The 15,494-nt window shown below is 57.7% G+C and carries 19 protein-coding genes; 7 read left to right on the top strand and 12 right to left on the bottom strand.

Features of this window, described 5'->3' with window-relative positions; all coding sequences use genetic code 11:
- Window positions 1-16: 16 nt before the first annotated feature.
- The 5 genes from ACR3EH_RS21825 to ACR3EH_RS21805 form a co-directional block, all read right to left on the bottom strand.
- The gene (locus ACR3EH_RS21825; RefSeq protein ID WP_171676530.1) at window positions 17-916 is read right to left on the bottom strand and encodes a c-type cytochrome; all 900 of its coding nucleotides are present in this window, start codon (window positions 914-916) and stop codon (window positions 17-19) included.
- Between the two features lie 9 nt (window positions 917-925).
- On the bottom strand, window positions 926-1,495 hold the full coding sequence (locus ACR3EH_RS21820; protein WP_171676529.1) for a c-type cytochrome: 570 nt from the start codon (window positions 1,493-1,495) through the stop codon (window positions 926-928).
- 60 nt (window positions 1,496-1,555) lie between these two features.
- The gene (locus ACR3EH_RS21815; RefSeq protein ID WP_157054267.1) at window positions 1,556-1,738 is read right to left on the bottom strand and encodes a hypothetical protein; all 183 of its coding nucleotides are present in this window, start codon (window positions 1,736-1,738) and stop codon (window positions 1,556-1,558) included.
- 153 nt (window positions 1,739-1,891) lie between these two features.
- Entirely contained in the window at window positions 1,892-2,341 is a 450-nt protein-coding gene (locus ACR3EH_RS21810; RefSeq protein ID WP_171676528.1) for a c-type cytochrome, read from the bottom strand.
- Between the two features lie 68 nt (window positions 2,342-2,409).
- The gene (locus tag ACR3EH_RS21805) at window positions 2,410-3,000 is read right to left on the bottom strand and encodes a L,D-transpeptidase (protein ID WP_171676527.1); all 591 of its coding nucleotides are present in this window, start codon (window positions 2,998-3,000) and stop codon (window positions 2,410-2,412) included.
- Window positions 3,001-3,348: 348 nt separating this feature from the next.
- Here ACR3EH_RS21805 and ACR3EH_RS21800 point away from each other — a divergent pair, with 348 nt between their 5' ends.
- Window positions 3,349-3,621 carry a hypothetical protein gene (locus ACR3EH_RS21800; protein WP_171676526.1) on the top strand — a complete coding sequence of 91 codons (273 nt, stop codon included), beginning with the start codon at window positions 3,349-3,351 and terminating at the stop codon, window positions 3,619-3,621.
- A 10-nt stretch (window positions 3,622-3,631) separates the two neighbouring features.
- Here the strand turns inward: ACR3EH_RS21800 and ACR3EH_RS21795 are convergent, their stop codons facing one another.
- Complete coding sequence (locus ACR3EH_RS21795; RefSeq protein ID WP_171676525.1) at window positions 3,632-4,285, bottom strand: L,D-transpeptidase; 654 nt, start codon at window positions 4,283-4,285, stop codon at window positions 3,632-3,634.
- 365 nt (window positions 4,286-4,650) lie between these two features.
- Here ACR3EH_RS21795 and ACR3EH_RS21790 point away from each other — a divergent pair, with 365 nt between their 5' ends.
- The 3 genes from ACR3EH_RS21790 (at window position 4,651) to ACR3EH_RS21780 (ending at window position 7,389) form a co-directional block, all read left to right on the top strand.
- The gene (locus tag ACR3EH_RS21790) at window positions 4,651-4,962 is read left to right on the top strand and encodes a DUF2933 domain-containing protein (RefSeq protein WP_171676524.1); all 312 of its coding nucleotides are present in this window, start codon (window positions 4,651-4,653) and stop codon (window positions 4,960-4,962) included.
- A gap of 39 nt (window positions 4,963-5,001) precedes the next feature.
- Complete coding sequence (locus ACR3EH_RS21785; RefSeq protein ID WP_171676523.1) at window positions 5,002-5,175, top strand: hypothetical protein; 174 nt, start codon at window positions 5,002-5,004, stop codon at window positions 5,173-5,175.
- Window positions 5,176-5,262: 87 nt separating this feature from the next.
- Window positions 5,263-7,389, top strand: a complete 2,127-nt coding sequence (locus ACR3EH_RS21780; protein WP_253762179.1) for a protein-disulfide reductase DsbD family protein — start codon at window positions 5,263-5,265, stop codon at window positions 7,387-7,389.
- Between the two features lie 9 nt (window positions 7,390-7,398).
- Here ACR3EH_RS21780 and ACR3EH_RS21775 read toward each other — a convergent pair whose 3' ends face one another.
- The 5 genes from ACR3EH_RS21775 to ACR3EH_RS21755 all read right to left on the bottom strand — a co-directional run bounded on the left by ACR3EH_RS21775 (window position 7,399) and on the right by ACR3EH_RS21755 (window position 12,170).
- Window positions 7,399-7,857 carry an ATPase gene (locus ACR3EH_RS21775; RefSeq protein ID WP_171676522.1) on the bottom strand — a complete coding sequence of 153 codons (459 nt, stop codon included), beginning with the start codon at window positions 7,855-7,857 and terminating at the stop codon, window positions 7,399-7,401.
- Between the two features lie 114 nt (window positions 7,858-7,971).
- Window positions 7,972-9,120 carry a c-type cytochrome biogenesis protein CcmI gene (gene ccmI, locus ACR3EH_RS21770; RefSeq protein ID WP_171676521.1) on the bottom strand — a complete coding sequence of 383 codons (1,149 nt, stop codon included), beginning with the start codon at window positions 9,118-9,120 and terminating at the stop codon, window positions 7,972-7,974.
- Complete coding sequence (locus ACR3EH_RS21765) at window positions 9,117-9,605, bottom strand: cytochrome c-type biogenesis protein (protein ID WP_171676520.1); 489 nt, start codon at window positions 9,603-9,605, stop codon at window positions 9,117-9,119. The genes ccmI and ACR3EH_RS21765 overlap by 4 nt, the downstream gene beginning before the upstream one ends.
- Window positions 9,602-10,171: a DsbE family thiol:disulfide interchange protein gene (locus tag ACR3EH_RS21760; protein ID WP_171676519.1), complete on the bottom strand. Its 570-nt coding sequence runs from the start codon at window positions 10,169-10,171 to the stop codon at window positions 9,602-9,604. Before ACR3EH_RS21760 ends, ACR3EH_RS21765 begins: the two co-directional genes overlap by 4 nt.
- A gap of 4 nt (window positions 10,172-10,175) precedes the next feature.
- Complete coding sequence (locus ACR3EH_RS21755) at window positions 10,176-12,170, bottom strand: heme lyase CcmF/NrfE family subunit (protein ID WP_171676517.1); 1,995 nt, start codon at window positions 12,168-12,170, stop codon at window positions 10,176-10,178.
- A gap of 236 nt (window positions 12,171-12,406) precedes the next feature.
- Between ACR3EH_RS21755 and ACR3EH_RS21750 the strand changes: the two genes are divergently transcribed.
- Together ACR3EH_RS21750 and ACR3EH_RS21745 are read left to right on the top strand one after the other, a co-directional pair.
- Entirely contained in the window at window positions 12,407-13,237 is an 831-nt protein-coding gene (locus tag ACR3EH_RS21750) for a transporter family protein (RefSeq protein WP_171676515.1), read from the top strand.
- A 12-nt stretch (window positions 13,238-13,249) separates the two neighbouring features.
- A complete protein-coding gene (locus tag ACR3EH_RS21745) occupies window positions 13,250-13,474 on the top strand; it encodes a hypothetical protein (protein ID WP_171676513.1) in 225 nt (74 codons plus the stop codon).
- A gap of 47 nt (window positions 13,475-13,521) precedes the next feature.
- Here ACR3EH_RS21745 and ACR3EH_RS21740 read toward each other — a convergent pair whose 3' ends face one another.
- A complete protein-coding gene (locus tag ACR3EH_RS21740) occupies window positions 13,522-14,187 on the bottom strand; it encodes a hypothetical protein (protein ID WP_171676511.1) in 666 nt (221 codons plus the stop codon).
- Between the two features lie 230 nt (window positions 14,188-14,417).
- Here ACR3EH_RS21740 and ACR3EH_RS21735 point away from each other — a divergent pair, with 230 nt between their 5' ends.
- Window positions 14,418-15,473: a tyrosine-type recombinase/integrase gene (locus ACR3EH_RS21735; protein ID WP_171676509.1), complete on the top strand. Its 1,056-nt coding sequence runs from the start codon at window positions 14,418-14,420 to the stop codon at window positions 15,471-15,473.
- The last annotated feature ends 21 nt before the right edge of the window (window positions 15,474-15,494 follow it).

Raw genomic sequence — 15,494 nt, 5'->3', positions numbered from 1 at the left:
TTGATCTCTCACTCGATTACCCCCCGTCGTGCACATCTAGCAGATAAGTCGCCATTGCCTTCCGGTCTTCGTCTGTCAGAAAGCTGGTGCTATAGTTTACGACCTCTCCCATGGCGCCGCCGAAGACATCGCCATCAGGCATGACGCCGGTGCGCAACGCGTAGGCCAAATCATCTACCGTCCAACCACGCTTTTGCAGGGTCTCAAAGTCGATGGCCGGTGCCTTGTCACCGCCCGGCAGGGAGTCACTTCCTTTGAAGTGTTCCGTGTCCGAATTTCTTGCGCCAGCCAGGTTCCTCCCGGTGTGGCAGGCCGCACAATGCGTGGCACCTTCGACCAGTAGCCGACCCCGGTTCCACACTTCGTCATTGCCCGGCACGGGATCAGTGCGGGGTGGTTCCAGAAAAGCCGCGCGCCACAGCTTCAGGCCCCATCTCTGATTGAAGGGGAACGCCATTTCCTGCTCTTTTGACGGTTCCGCTACCGGTGGAACCGTTTGCCAGGCTGCCCAGAGATCGGCGATTTCCTGATCCGTGAAGTTGGCATAGAACGGATAAGGAAAGGCTGGGTAATAGGGTTCACCATCAGGCGACACGCCCTGACGCACCGCGCGGGCAAAATCCTCGATTGTCCAGTCACCGATCCCGTGGTCAGGATCTGTGGTCAGGTTCGGTGAATAGAGCGTGCCGAACGGGGTATCCAACTCCACCCCACCGGCCAAGGGCGCGCCCCCTTTGGCAAAATCTGTGTGGCAAGCGATACAGCCACTTGCCCTTGCCAGATACGCCCCGCGGTTAACGTCACCCTGAATGTCGAGAGCTTGTAAGGGCTGGCCAATCGGCCAAGCCATCACGGCAACAAGTCCCGCTGACGCCGTTAGGGCGGCAGCAAGGCCCAATCGGAATATCGGTCTCATGACGCATTCCTATTCCGACCGAAATTGCGTGTGACATGCCGAGCATGTCTGGCTCAGCATCATGAACACACCATCTGCCGGCATTTCAGAAAGTTGTGCCTGGTTTGAACTGCCGCCCATCATTCCGGCACCCATCATAGAACCGCCACCCATCATGGATGCGCCGCCCATCATGCCCGAACCATGGCCCGACCCGGACATCATCAACCCGTTGTCCGCCGCAAGCGCAAGGCCTTCAGAGTAGGTTTCCAACTGTCTGGCTAACTCTGCAAATGAACCCCAATCCTGCCAGATCTCCGATTTGGCCTCCGAGGGTTTGCCATCAGATCCCTCTGGAAACAGCTTTGTCATGCTCTCGCCAGCGTGACGCCCGATTTTCTTGGCCTCGCTTCGTACCGTTTGCGCATTGTAGGGCGTTTTCCCCTGCATCATCGGCGTAAGGATCTTCATGCTGTCCTTCATCGCGGACATACCATCCATGCGTTCTTTGACGATGCCGGTTGCGCCACCATGCGCCAGGGCGGCGGCTGCGAACAGAGAAATCAGGGCAACGCCTGTGGTCATTTTTAGAATGTTCATTGTTTTGTCCTTGTCGTCTGCTTCGACGCGCCCAGGTTGAGCGCAATTCGACTGGTCAGATCAGGACACGCGGCGGTGGTGGGTCAAACGCCGCGATACCGAGAACCCGGTATTGGGCTCGAGGGATCGAGTATCTTTGTTCAGTATCTTGGGGGCCAGGCGGTGGTGGACCCATCGAAAATAGACCAACAGCGTTGCAAATCGTTCCGCCATGACAATGTCCGGGATGACCCTGCTTGACATGCTCAACGTCCGCGGAGTCCGTTTGGTCAATCACGTGCTGTGAACCATTGCCATGTGCATGAGCAGAATCGGCCGTCACAAGCAGCCCGCCAATGGTCAGCACCATTGACAGTATGATGTAACGAATTGCACTGCCCATTCGGCTCGTCACCTTCAGAAAATCCCGTTTTCCTGCTGCAGCTCTCTGATATACGCAACGATGCCCTTCACATCCGCACGGGTCAAGCCATCGACCGGCGGCATATTGCCGAACTTCCAATGGTGTGCCCGAACTCCATTCTGGACTGCCACATAAAATGACTCGTCCGAATGGTGGCCTGGCTCATAGATTTTATGCACCAAAGGTGGTGCAAGGCCTTCCAGACCTGTTGCATTCGCGCCATGGCACGCCGAGCATTTGGCGTCGAATGCCACTTTGCCGACGGCCGCAAATTCGCTCAGTTGCTCTGGCAGGTTGACGTTTTCGATTGGGTCTCCTTGCTCCAGTGCTGACGTATCGGGCGGCGTCATCGAGTGACCTGTTGGTTGCTGATTTAAGTTGTAGACGAACGCGGCGGCGCCTGCGATCACTACTCCGCCTATCAAGAGTGTAAGTTTATCCATCTCTGTTCTTCACATGATTGTCAGTTTCTGACTTTTGGGCCCGCTCAGAAAAATCGCATTGACCAAGGTCAGATCAGTTTTACCTGCGTGCCTACAGCCGCCAGCTCGAACAATTCCGCAATCTGATCGTTGTATAAGCCGATGCAGCCATTGGAGGATTTTCTTCCGATCTTGCGTGTGTCGTTAGTGCCGTGGATCCGGTAGTATTGCCAGCTCAAATAAAGTGCATGTGTCCCCAGAGGATTCTCCGGACCCGGGCCCACATAGTCGGGCCAAGCAGGGTTGCGCTTTTTCATTGCTGGTGTCGGTCGCCAAGATGGCCCCTCAACCTTGCGAGTTACTGTGGTGTAGCCCAGCCTTGTAAGGTCTTCCGTCAGCGGCACGCTGGTTGGATACATCCGATAGACGCTCTCGTCTTCTGACCAATATTGCAGGACCTTGGACTGTGTATCGGACAGGATCACACCATTCTTAAGCGTATCAAAGTGATCCTGCCATTTAGCAACGCGGAATGAGGAAACATTCCGGCGCGTCCCCTCAGTTGTCGTTGATTGGGCCCAAACCGCCGGTGCTGGAAAAAGGGTTGTCGCAGCAAACGCGGCAATCACTCCGCGTCGCGTAACAGCCTTTCTATCACTGTTCGTTTTCATGCCTGCCATCCCAAAGTTTATTCTTTTTCCGACTCAAATAACTCGTATGCCCGGTTCCTGCGCTGGAAGGTCAACAGGCAAATGACATTTCATATGGGATGCCTCGTCTGAATTGTCGTTGCCGTTGTCGCAGGGATATTTCCTTAAAAGGCGGACCCAAATCATCAAGTCATTGTGGAAAAGCAATTTTCTTGGACGTAATTCCAGGATGCTATAAGCAAAACCTGACTTTTTTGAATCAGCCGAGCACAAAAAAGCAACGCTAACAATTGCTTAGTTCTTGGTGAATTGATGTGATCACCCGTCGATGCGAGGGTATCAGGTACTACAAATGACAAACACAGTGGACTAAACACCATGTGCTTCAAGAAAGCTTTCCAAGCACTGGCCGCACTTATGCTCGTCAGCGCCTGCACCGAAACAACGTCGATATCTGCAGAAAGCGAGCCCGGAACGCTTTCCCGAGTTCCTGACGCCGTTGCCCAGATTGCTGCTCCGGGCCAGGACCTGAACGCCGTTAAAATCATGCCTGAGGACGGTTGCTATTGGTATCGCTACGTGGGGCCGGTTGAAACAACCTACCTGCCACTCAGGACTATTGAAGGGCGCCCAATCTGTACGCGCGCCTGACAAGCGCCTATCAGCTGGTCGCGGTCAGAAGGCGCTCGGGAGGGTAGAGATGAGCCGTGGACCCTGGCCTGACACGATCATAAAGCCCGATGATATGTGGCATCGCCATCCTTACGCAGCCAGAACTTGCGCGACCTCCGATAGATCTTGGATAAGGCGTTCCGTGAATTCGCAGGTATGTGTCGCGACCACCTTCGAATAGATAAAACGCCCTTGATCCCAATGGGTTTGTCGGCCCACCGGGCACACCATCTGCGAATTGCGCATATTCATCAGGGTCGCGCTCAATCATTTCGGCTGTAGGAGTCCAACGCGGCCATTTGGCCTTTCGCTTGATTGTGTAGACACCGGGCTCGTAAAGATTGCCTCGGGCAATGGCTACGCCGTAACGCATTGCTGTGCCACCGTCTTCGATGAAATACAGATATCGTGCCACCGCGTCGACATGAATGTCACCCGGAATAAGTGGTCGATTGGTTTGCACACGCTGAGGCAGGAAACGTGGGTGTAACCCCCAGGGATTGGATGTTGCGGGATCAAAATTGGCTGGCGTTACTTGCGCATCCCACTCCGACCATTGCGAGGCAGCCGCCGACGTCACTCCAAGAACCGGCTGAGAGAAAATGGCAAGCGAACTTGCAACAAAATGTCGTCTGGTCAGCATTTATAGCGCTCCTGTTGCCTGGAGTTAGTACTCAGGGGATTAGACAATCCGCGACGGGGGAAGATTTGTCCATTTAATTGTTCGTTCGATACCGCCACGATCCACCCGCGAGTTTTCAAGGCATAAAGTGACCTAGGCAGCTTCGTGTTTAACCTGAACCTTCACCAAGCCTCGGGTCGACAATGCCTGCTGTGTCATATCCCCTGAAATCTTCCAGGTTCGGACCGCGTCTATGTATCGAGTAGCGCCCTGGGAATTGCAGAACTGGTTTGACAGCTTCAAATTCGCTTCCCGCCAAATCAGCTTGACCTTCCATCGTGGGAAGGCGTTAGCAGAGGTCTCCAATCCGAAATTTGGAGTTGAATGTGAAAGAAAAACAGATTGCAGACGCGCCGCAGGTGTCAGCACCGGTTAGCGGCGGCAAGATCCTGAAATGGGGCATGATGGTATGTTGCATTGCCATGATAACGCCGATCGTTCTCTACTTCATCGCCGGCGGGACGGCTGGCGGGCTTTCTGACTCCTTGGGTCTTTTCGCACCGTTGATCCTGTGCCTCGGAGCCCATTTCTTTATGCACAAGGCGATGGGAAAATCCTGTCATTCGAACAAATCTGAATCGGAAGGACCAAAGGCAACAGACGCCGCGGTCGGACCGAACGCAGTACACCGGCAATAATCTTCAATCATGAAGCTTTGGTGCTCAAGGTTGGCCGCCATGTCGCTGGCCGCTCTTTCGCTGGCGGCTTGCGCACCACGCCCTAAACTATGCCCGTTGCAACCGCCGCAGCCTGAATACGCACTGCCCCAAGGTTGCCGGGTTCAGTGGGAGGGCGCGAATGGCGGGGCCTATTTCATCTGCGAAGACGGGCGCGAAGGTTTCGTGAGCTGATCGTGGGGATGTGACATTCCGGCTCGTTGACCCTCCAGCGCTGGAATCTGGCAGAAACGGGTGCAAAACAACCGATGGCAACGCGCAATGGCAAGAACACTCCTAAATTTATGTATTATGATCTTGGGGTTAATCTTTGGCCAGACTTCCGCCGGGACAAGCCTTGCAGCTACATCCCAAGCGTATGAATCAGAGCCCCTGGTCGCACACATAATTACCGCGCAGGACGGGATCGCGCCTGACGTCAAGACGATCACTGCAGGACTGCATCTGAAACTGGGCGAAGATTGGAAAACCTACTGGAAGTCGCCTGGTGAGGTGGGAATTCCGCCCAAGATCACTTGGAACGGCTCGCAAAACGTCAGCGACGTACAGTTTCACTGGCCCGCGCCGATCCGTTTTCGCGCCTTCGGGATCGAGAATTTCGGGTACAAGGACGAAGTGGTCTTTCCGCTGACCGTCACACTCGAGAACCCCGGAGCGCCAGTTGACTTGAAGGCCGCTGTGACAACGCTGATCTGTTCCGATATCTGTGTGCCGGTCGAGTTTTCGCTGGACTTGTCGCTGACTCAGGGAACGGGTCGGGATCAGGACTCGGCCCGGCTTATAAATGCCTTTCTGTCGCGGGTGCCAACCACGGGAAACACAGGCGGAATGAAGTCCGATGCCGCGACCCTGGATACCGTGTCCGAGATGCTGACGCTGAATTTCACCAGCGACCTGCCCTTTGATGCGCCTGATGTCTTTCCCGACATGGGACGTGATACCGCGTTTGGTGCACCCGACATCCGGCTCGCTGGCGACAGGCGTCAGCTATGGGTGCAGTTCCCGGTCCTCGCTCTGGCACAGGACCCCCCCTCCTTGTCCGTCACGGTTACCGACACCAACCGCGTGGCCGAGTTTTCGCCCCGTACCGACTCTCCCCCTACCCCGCCACCATATGAGATCGCGGCCGCCGAAACTTCAGCCAGCGCGCTGGTCTGGATCATTTTGCTGGCGGTGGGCGGCGGGTTGATTCTGAATGTCATGCCCTGCGTACTGCCAGTGCTTTCGATCAAGCTTTCCTCGGCGGTAAAGGCTCGCGACCGCTCTGCGGCTCAGATTCGCGCCGGGTTCCTGGCTTCGGCAGCCGGAATCCTGACATTCATGTGGCTGTTGGCGGCTATCACCATTGCGGCGCGGTCGCTGGGCTATTCCGTCGGCTGGGGCATCCAGTTCCAGAATCCGCTTTTCCTTGCGGTGATGATCGTGGTGCTGGCGGTTTTTGCAGCCAGCCTCGCGGGCCTGTTCGAGATCACGCTGCCGCAGTCGCTGAACACCCGGCTGGCCCATGTCGAAAAGGGCCGCGTGTCGCTGGTCGGGGATTTCCTGACCGGAACTTTTTCAGCAGTTCTGGCGACGCCCTGCTCGGCCCCCTTCCTCGGCACGGCGGTGGCCTTTGCCTTGACCGGCCGACCGGAGGATATCGTGGCGATCTTCACCGCAATGGGGGTCGGGCTGGCCATTCCTTACTTGCTGGTTGCAGTACACCCGAAACTCACCGCCGCTCTGCCTAAACCGGGGCGTTGGATGGTGGGATTAAAATGGGCCCTGTCGGCGGCACTGCTGACCACGATCGGCTGGTTGGTCTGGGTGATGGTCGGGGTGGCCGGAGACACTGCTGCAACTGCTACCGTGCTGGCTGCAACTGTGCTGGTCCTGTTGATCTGGAAAAGTACGATGATGCCACCCGTTCTGCGCTGGACAGCCCTGTTGCTGACGCTGACCGCAGCGTTTGCTGCACCGGTTGCGATTGCCGGCAAAGACCGGTCCAAGCTGCTTGAGCCAGCCGGAGAGATCCCCTGGATTACCTTCAGCCGCTCCGAAATCGCGCGCCTTGTGTCGCGCGGCGAGGTGGTTTTCGTCGATGTCACAGCCGACTGGTGTCTGACCTGCAAGGCCAACAAAGCGCTGGTGCTGGAACGCGGCGAGGTTCTGGCAACACTGCAATCGGACAAAGCAATTCCGATGCAGGCCGACTGGACCCGCCCCGACGATGTGATCGCCCGGTTCCTTGAGGACAATGGCCGGTTCGGGATCCCCTTCAACATCGTCTACGGCCCGTCGGCCCCCGAAGGCATCGCCCTGCCAGAGATCTTGACCACGAACGCCATTCTCGACGCGATGGAACAGGCCGCGCCGATTGCGGGCGGAGCTGTGGAAAGCGGATCCTGACCCCGGAGTTCACATATCCCGGATGCGATTGCTCTGCTGCGCCAAACGCATGGTCTCGTGCTCTTCCATATCCAGTAGCGCCTGAAGGAGTTCGCGTGCCTCGGGTATTTCGGCCCGCCCTTGCAAATACCGATATAAATCGATCACCTGATTGTGAAGATCGAAGACCGCTTCGCAGATCTCATCGACGCTCATCTGTGCGAACGGTCTGTCGCAGGTGCGATGTGGGTCGATCGGCTCATGGCCCAAATAGTCATATACCCACGTGTTGAGCGCTTTGGGATCGGCTCGTTTCACGAAGCCATCGACGATTTTCTCCAAAGCAGCCTCATGGTCGGCGAGGTAGGTAAGCAACATCCTGACCAGCTCCTGCTCGGACTGTGTCGAACAGTGGGCCAAACATTCAGCGAGCCAATGATGCATTTCCCGCGTCCAGACAATTAGATCAGAAAACGTTTCAACTTTCATGGTCTCAACCTCCTAAAGATCGGCATGTGATAGCCTAAACCGGAATTTTCCAGATGGCTCACTGGGCATCAGCGCGAAGTCGGCGCCGGCCCGATCCACGCCGGGCTGCGGGAATCAACCCCCCAGTTCCAGCAATGCCCGGTCGATTGCCACCTTGCGCGGATCCTCCTGCGGCAGGTCATCCGCCAGATCCCTTGCCCTGCCATAGGCGTTCCGGGCGCCGTCGCTCTCGCCCAGCACCGAATAGGCGTTGCCCAGCCGCATCCAGCCGTCCAGATCGCCTGGGTTTTCCTGCATCCGGCTCGCCAGCCGTTCGACCATCGAGCGGATGAAGGTCTGCCGATCTTCGTCGGACATCTCCTCGGCCGTCGCCACCTGATCGGCAGTTGGGCCGGGCATGGAAGGGGCAAAAGCCGCCAGATCCACCGGCGCCCGTCCGATCGACGGGGCGATGCGGTTAAGCTGGGCCACAAAACTCTCCATCCATGGCCGGAACTCCTCTTCGGCGTCGATCCGCGTCTTCAGTAGATCATAGGCCTTATCAGGCGATCCAGCCTGCTCCAGACCAATGGCTTTGTAGAATGTCGCTGCTGGGTTCGATGGGTCCAGTTCCAAGGCTCGTTCAAACGCCCGATCAGCCTTGGGCGTAACGACACCGTCATCGGCATAGACCAACGCCTCGCCATATTGCGACACCAGCGCTGAATTCGCATTGGGTCGGTCCAGCAACCCCTCGAACGCATCTGCGGCATCTCCAAAACGTCCCATACGCATATAGGTCTGAGCCAACAACACCCATCCCTCGGTTGGCCCGCCGGTTTCATCCGCCTCGAGCCGCGACTTCAGGCGCACGGCAAGGTCGGCGATTTCACGGGCTTCGGCCTGCTCCCCCTCGCGTTGGGCAAATGGCTGGCTGGGGATGTCGGGATTACCCAGTTGCCAATAAAGACCGGCTCCGAGCGCAGGAACTGCCAGCGCGGCAAGTAGAATCAGTGCACGCCCGGAATGGCCCATCATCGCTTTGTCGTCCGATTGCCGGTCAATCGCTTTCAGGCGACGTTCTATCTCGGCTCTGGCGGCCTTGGCTTCTTCGGCCGAGATAATTCCTCGTTCCAGGTCCTTCTCTACTTCGCCGATCTGGTCGGAAAAGATGGCAGAGGCGCTTTCTCGTCTCGACAAATCCGAGGTCTTGCGCCCCATACCGGAGAGGGCGAGCGTCAGAAACACCGCCACGGCCATGAATGAAAAGATAATCCAGATCATGCGTGCGGCTCCGTGAGTGAATGGTTTTCGGGATTCCGTTCTTCGCTCGCGCCGCGTTCCGTCTCTTGTTTTCGCGACTTCCGATATCGGCGCGCATTTTGGGTCAATACCGCTGCAGTCGCGATACCACCCAGCCCCAGGATGACGAAAGGCGCAACCCACAGAATGTAAGTTGATGGCTTCCATGGCGGGTTGAACAGAACATAGTCGCCATAACGCGCAACCAGAAAGTCCAAAACCTGCTGGTCCGTGTCGCCTGCCACCAGCCGTTCGCGCACAAGCAGACGAAGGTCGCGCGCCACGCCAGCGTTAGAACTGTCGATGTCTTGGTTCTGGCACACCACGCAGCGCACCTGTTTTGAAATCGCCCGGGCCCGCTCTTCCAAAACCGGATCTGCAAGTATCTCGTCGGGCTCAACCGCGAATGCCGACTGCGACACCAGCGTCGCCAAAGTGACTGCGGTAATTACAATGCGACGTATCATGAGGCCTCTCCTCCGGCCGCCCGCGCCTGATCCAGCGCGGTGCGCATCTTTGAAATTGCCTCGTCGCCCAGCACCGGGCCGACAAAGCGGAATACGACCTTGCCCGCGCCATCAATCACAAAGGTCTCCGGCACGCCGGAAATCCCCCATTCGATCCCGGCTCGGCCGTCCAGGTCGGAACCGATGCGCTCATAAGGGTTGCCCAGATCGTCGAGCCATTTCCGCGCGTCCTGCGGCTTGTCTTTGTAGTTGATGCCCATCAGGCGAATGCCCTCATCGCGTACCATACGCGTCAGCACCGCATGTTCGGCCCGGCAAGGCACGCACCAGGACGCAAACACGTTGACCACGATCGGAGCTGACCCGTCATTTTCCACAAGATCGGTGCTGGACAGCCCGTGGGTATCCAGCCCATCAACCGGCGGCAAGTCGAACTCAGGCACCGGCTGCGAGATCAAAACAGACGGGATTTCGTTCGGATCGCGATCGGGATTCAGTCCCCATAGCAAGAAGGCACCCAGGATGCCGGAAATAGTAATTGGGAACAGTGCAAATAGACGTTTCATTGCCCTACTCCGCCGCCACCGGAACGGAGCTCTGCCCAGTCCGTTTTCGTGGTGCACCGACGCGTAGACGCCGATCGGAGAGTGACAAGACACCACCAAATGCTAACAATCCTGAACCTATCCAGATCCAGACCACCAATGGCTCATACAAGATACGCAGGGTCCATTTGCTCTGTTCTGATTCCGCCGCCGGTTCCGATATCGAGGCGTAAAGGTCCCCTGCCAACGTCGTTCGAATTGCCGACTCGGTCGTACTGGTACCCGCCACGAGATAGGCCCTGCGCTCGGGTTGAAGCGTGGTGACATAAGCGCCATTGCGAAATACCGTCAGTGTGGCCGTGCGAGACAGATAGTTCGGACCGCGAAGCTGTTCCACACCGTCAAAACGCACGTCGAACCCTGCTATCTCAATCTGTGTTCCGGGCTCGGCAAAAGTCACGACCTCGGATTTCCAAGCGCTGGACCCGATAAAGCCGATCATACAGACAGCCAACCCCGCATGGGCCACGACCATGCCGTAATGAGAACGCGGTAGGTTGCGGGCCCGACGCAGGGACTCGGCCAACGGCGCCTCACCCAGTTTAATTCGGCTGGCCCACTCTGTCAGCACAGCGCCCAGCAACCAAACCGCAAGGCCGATCGACACTACCGCCAAGGCTGGGCCGCCGGTATCCAGATACCACACAAGCAATGCTACGAGCAGGCTAACCCCGGCCACCCATTTGAGCCGGGACAGAACACCGCGCAAATCCGCCCGCTTCCATGACAACAGCGGCCCAATCCCCATTACAACGACCAGAACCAGCATGATCGGCACGAAACTGGCGTTGTAATAGGGTGGTCCAACCGAAATCTTTTCACCTGTCACAGCCTCAAGCAAAAGCGGATAAAGCGTACCGAATAGAACCGTCGCCGTTGCGGTGGCCAGCAGCAGGTTGTTAATAAGCAAACCGGCCTCGCGGCTGATCGGGGCAAAAAGACCGCCGCCCTCCATCTCCGGTGCGCGTATGGCAAACAGCGTCAATGAACCACCGATCGCGACAGCCAACAGCGCCAAGATGTAAATGCCGCGTTCGGGATCGACCGAAAACGCATGGACCGATGTAAGCAAGCCTGAGCGGACAATGAATGTCCCTAACAAGGACAACGAGAAGGTCAAAACGGCCAGTAGGATCGTCCAACTTTTGAAGCTGCCGCGCTTTTCGGTCACAATGGCCGAATGGAACAGCGCTGTGCCAGCAAGCCAGGGCATAAACGAGACATTCTCGACCGGATCCCAGAACCACCAGCCACCCCAACCCAGTTCGTAATAGGCCCACCAGCTGCCCAGAACGATACCAAGTGTCAGAAACACCCAGGCCGCCAATGTCCAGGGTCGGACCCACCGCGCCCATGCCGGATCGACCCGCCCCTCAATCAGGGCAGCCACGGCGAAAGAAAATACGATCGAGAAGCCGACATAACCCAGGTATAGGAACGGCGGGTGCATAGCCAGGCCGACATCCTGCAACAGCGGATTTAAATCCTGACCATCCAGCGGTGCCGGAAACACCCGGTCGAACGGGTTCGAGGTGAACAGCATGAATGACAGGAACCCCGCACTGATCCAGGCCTGAACTGCCAGAGTGCGCGCCTTGAGTTTCAGCGGGATGTTCCGAGCCAACAGAGACACACCCAGCCCGAAAATCACCAATATCAGAATCCACAACAGCAGCGACCCTTCGTGGCTACCCCAGGTCGCAGCCACCTTGAAAAGCATCGGTTTCAGCGAATGAGAATTGCTGGCCACATTTAGCACAGTGAAATCGCTGACCACGAAGGACCACATCAGAGCGGCGAAGGCGATAGCAACCAGCGCTGTCAGCAGGACCGAGGTCGCAGATGCCGATCGCATCCACATGACATTGTTCCGTGCTGCTCCAATCAAAGGTAATACGCTTTGCACCAAGGACACGGCCAGGGCAAGCGCCAGGGCGAACTGCCCGATTTCCGGTATCATTCCAATCCCTCCGGATTTCCGGTTTTGCGGCCTTGTCCGACAATCCAGCGCTGGAGGGTCAAGCGCATTATTGCCGCACCCCCTTCGGCTGATGCATGCTTGACGAGCGCAAATCTGGCCGGCGGCCTTGACCTTCCAGCGCTGGAGACCCCCACCATTCCGGCTTCACCAATGGGCGTACCGAACACTTTGTTTTCAGGACACGGATTCAGGAAACAAACGAACACGAGGGCAAAATGACACGGAACAACAGCAAGATTTCGTGCGTCTGGCAACGCCTCCAGGCCGTAATACTGGCTGGGGGGCTGAGCCTCGGGTCACCTGCCATGGCCCAACCAGAAAACCGTCCGGCTGACAACGTGGCGATGAACCCGCAAGCCTCCAGCAACATGTCAGGTATGGGAAGCATGTCCACGATGATGCGCCCCGATGCGGTGCCGCCAACGGGTGTCGTTGGCGGTATGCATCCGCCTGAGGGAGTTTTGATGCCGATGTTCTCTTACATGAACATGGAGATGGACGGTAAACGTACCGGAACGCAGTCGCTGTCTACCTCGGACGTGCTGTCGCAGTATCCGATCGCGCCGCTCAGCATGAGCATGAACATGGCGATGGTCGGCCTGATGTACGGTGTGACCGACGAAATCTCGGTGATGGCGATGCTGCCCTATACCCGCAAGACGATGAAGCACCAGACCCGCATGGGCCAGACCTTTAAGACCAAGGCACAGGGGTTTGGCGATCTGAAGATCATCGGCGGATATGATATCTACAAATCCAACAGGCAGGTGCTGGAACTATCTCTTGGCCTCGGTCTGCCGACCGGCTCGATAGACGAGACCGACACCACACAGGCCGGGCCGGACCAGCTGCTGCCCTACCCCATGCAACTGGGTTCAGGCACTTACGACCTGCTGCCGGGCGTCACCTATACGGGCCAGAACGCGGATTGGTCGTGGGGCGCCCAGCTGGCGGCCATGATCCGGATGGGTGAGAATGATGCCGGTTACACCTTGGGCAACGTCTATTCAGCAACAGTTTGGGGTGCACGGCGCTGGAATGACTAGTTCAGCTCTTCGTTGCGGGTGGTCGGCGACATCGTCAAAAACATTGACGGGTCGGATGCGCGCCTGAACCGAGGCATGGTGCCCACCGCCGATCCGACCCTGCGCAGCGGCCAGTTTCTGAGCATCGGAATCGGAGTGAATTACCTTGTGTCGGGGTCGGGTGCTTTGGCGGGCACGCGTCTGGGTATCGAGGGCGTGATCCCGGCGTATCAAGATCTGGGATGGGCCCCAGCTTGAACGCGATTACGCAGTCTCCTTCGCGATACGCAGGGCGTTCTGACCCTTCAGCCCCAAACCGACTGTAAACGGACAATCAGCGCCGCCGCGGTGGTCAGAACGACCACTGACACCGCCATCAGTAGCAGGGTCAATATCACAGGTCCGCCGCGCCCGGGTACGCGACGTGCCAGTTGGGCCGCAAATCCAGTACCGTGGGCGATCTGGCTCTGAACAACGGATAGGTATAGCGGCAGCGCTCCGACCAGCGTGGCGTACAGGTAAACGCCTGAGATGTTCTCGAAGTAGGCGGAGCGCACCAGCGTCGGACCGACTACCCGCAACGCCACTACGGGATCACCGCCGAAAGACCCGAACCAGTCCGCCGAAAGCGCGTAGATCAGCGCATGCAGCCCGATGAACAGGACGGCCCGAAGCAGCAGGTCAATCAGCAGATACCGGGCCGGGATGGCTCCTTTGCCCCGCGCCCTTACCCCAACTGCGAAAAGAAAAAAGCTGAGATAATTTACGAGGAACACAACCGGCAACCCGTTCGTCACGACCTGGCGCAAAAACCGAACAAACGCGGGACCACTGTTCAGGAGGTGCGTCGCAAAGCCCGGCGTGCGCAAAACGAAGATGGCCAACAGTGAAAACAACGCGAGGCAACTGACAATCAGCGTGTTTCTGGCAAACTTCCAGAAAGGCAATTCAGTGGCAAAATATCTGTTCATTTCATTTAGTTTGCCAACGGTTCCAGCGCAATGTCGATGCCAAATGGGTCACAGACCTGCCACAGAACCTTCGATTTTATAGTTTCGCAAGCCCTCGACCCGCCTTACGCGCGAAAATCGACCGTTTTGACCATTACATTTGCAACCCAGCTTTGTTATCTTTAAACGTGATAAGTACCCCTTATCAAATATGATTGATTTTGCAGGAAAATGCGCGCAAAATAGCCCCCATGAAGCCTCCTGCGCCCTATCTCCCTGCCGCCTCCCCTGCCCTGTCTGTCGAAGACCAGGACGCGCTCACCGATCTCTATGTGCGCGGCACGCCGGCCAACACGCTGCGCGCTTATGAGCGCGATCTGCTCTACATTACGGCCTGGAAGGCAGCACGGTTCGGAGTGCCGTTGGACTGGCCCGAGAGCGAGGCCACAGCGCTGGCCTTCATTCTCGATCACGCCCGCGATCTGGGAGATGCCGCGCCCGAGGATGTCGCGCGTCAGAGTGCCGAGATGTTGATCGCGCAAGGGCTACGCAAGTCCCTCGCCTGCCCGGCCCCTTCTACGCTGGACCGGCGCATCGCCTCCTGGCTTGCCTTTCATCGAATGAAGAACCTGACCAGCCCTTTCGGTGCGCCGCAGGTGAAGCAGGCCCGTGCCAAGGCGCGCCGCGCCGCCGCCCGGCCCCCTGCCCCAAAATCGCAGCAACCGATTACCCGCGATGTGCTCGAGCAGTTGCTGTCCACTTGTCGGGGGTCCCGGCGGGATTGCCGCGACCGCGCCATCTTGATGCTGGGTTGGGCTTCGGGTGGTAGACGGCGCTCGGAGATCACCGGGTTGATGTTTGAAGACGTCTCGCTGAAGGAGTTCAACGAGAAAAGCCTGGTTTGGATTTCACTGCTGGAGACCAAGACGACAACCAAAGGTGAAACGCCGCGGCTGGTGTTGAAAGGCCGCGCAGCCCAAGCGCTGGCCCATTGGATCGAGGTGGGTGAGATTCAGGACGGCCCCTTGTTCCGGCCTGTTTCAAAAGCCGATCGGGTGTTAACCCGCCGCCTCAGCCCGGATGCCATCGCGCAGATCGTCAAGCGTCGGGTGAAACTGGCGGGCCTGCCGGACGGGTTCGCTTCCCCCCATGGGCTGCGCTCGGGCTTCCTGACCCAGGCCGCGCTGGACGGCGCCCCGATCCAGGCCGCGATGCGCCTCTCCCTGCATCGCTCCATGGCCCAGGCGCAGAAATACTACGACGATGTGGACATCGCGGATAACCCGGCGACTGATCTACTGGGGTGAGTAGTTACTGACTATTTAATA

It is taken from the genome of Ruegeria sp. BG7 (assembly GCF_056535685.1).
The sequence above is the reverse complement of the archived record's forward strand: the minus strand, read 5'-3'. Positions and strand labels throughout refer to the sequence as shown.

Excerpts from the sequence above, each read along its gene's own strand:
- ACR3EH_RS21825 (WP_171676530.1), bottom strand. The coding sequence starts at position 916 with ATGAGACCGATATTCCGATTGGGCCTTGCTGCCGCCCTAACGGCGTCA.
- ACR3EH_RS21820 (WP_171676529.1), bottom strand. The coding sequence starts at position 1,495 with ATGAACATTCTAAAAATGACCACAGGCGTTGCCCTGATTTCTCTGTTC.
- ACR3EH_RS21815 (WP_157054267.1), bottom strand. The coding sequence starts at position 1,738 with ATGTCAAGCAGGGTCATCCCGGACATTGTCATGGCGGAACGATTTGCA.
- ACR3EH_RS21810 (WP_171676528.1), bottom strand. The coding sequence starts at position 2,341 with ATGGATAAACTTACACTCTTGATAGGCGGAGTAGTGATCGCAGGCGCC.
- ACR3EH_RS21805 (WP_171676527.1), bottom strand. The coding sequence starts at position 3,000 with ATGGCAGGCATGAAAACGAACAGTGATAGAAAGGCTGTTACGCGACGC.
- ACR3EH_RS21800 (WP_171676526.1), top strand. The coding sequence starts at position 3,349 with ATGTGCTTCAAGAAAGCTTTCCAAGCACTGGCCGCACTTATGCTCGTC.
- ACR3EH_RS21795 (WP_171676525.1), bottom strand. The coding sequence starts at position 4,285 with ATGCTGACCAGACGACATTTTGTTGCAAGTTCGCTTGCCATTTTCTCT.
- ACR3EH_RS21785 (WP_171676523.1), top strand. The coding sequence starts at position 5,002 with ATGTCGCTGGCCGCTCTTTCGCTGGCGGCTTGCGCACCACGCCCTAAA.
- ACR3EH_RS21780 (WP_253762179.1), top strand. The coding sequence starts at position 5,263 with ATGGCAAGAACACTCCTAAATTTATGTATTATGATCTTGGGGTTAATC.
- ACR3EH_RS21775 (WP_171676522.1), bottom strand. The coding sequence starts at position 7,857 with ATGAAAGTTGAAACGTTTTCTGATCTAATTGTCTGGACGCGGGAAATG.
- ccmI (WP_171676521.1), bottom strand. The coding sequence starts at position 9,120 with ATGATCTGGATTATCTTTTCATTCATGGCCGTGGCGGTGTTTCTGACG.
- ACR3EH_RS21765 (WP_171676520.1), bottom strand. The coding sequence starts at position 9,605 with ATGATACGTCGCATTGTAATTACCGCAGTCACTTTGGCGACGCTGGTG.
- ACR3EH_RS21760 (WP_171676519.1), bottom strand. The coding sequence starts at position 10,171 with ATGAAACGTCTATTTGCACTGTTCCCAATTACTATTTCCGGCATCCTG.
- ACR3EH_RS21755 (WP_171676517.1), bottom strand. The coding sequence starts at position 12,170 with ATGATACCGGAAATCGGGCAGTTCGCCCTGGCGCTTGCCCTGGCCGTG.
- ACR3EH_RS21750 (WP_171676515.1), top strand. The coding sequence starts at position 12,407 with ATGACACGGAACAACAGCAAGATTTCGTGCGTCTGGCAACGCCTCCAG.
- ACR3EH_RS21740 (WP_171676511.1), bottom strand. The coding sequence starts at position 14,187 with ATGAACAGATATTTTGCCACTGAATTGCCTTTCTGGAAGTTTGCCAGA.
- ACR3EH_RS21735 (WP_171676509.1), top strand. The coding sequence starts at position 14,418 with ATGAAGCCTCCTGCGCCCTATCTCCCTGCCGCCTCCCCTGCCCTGTCT.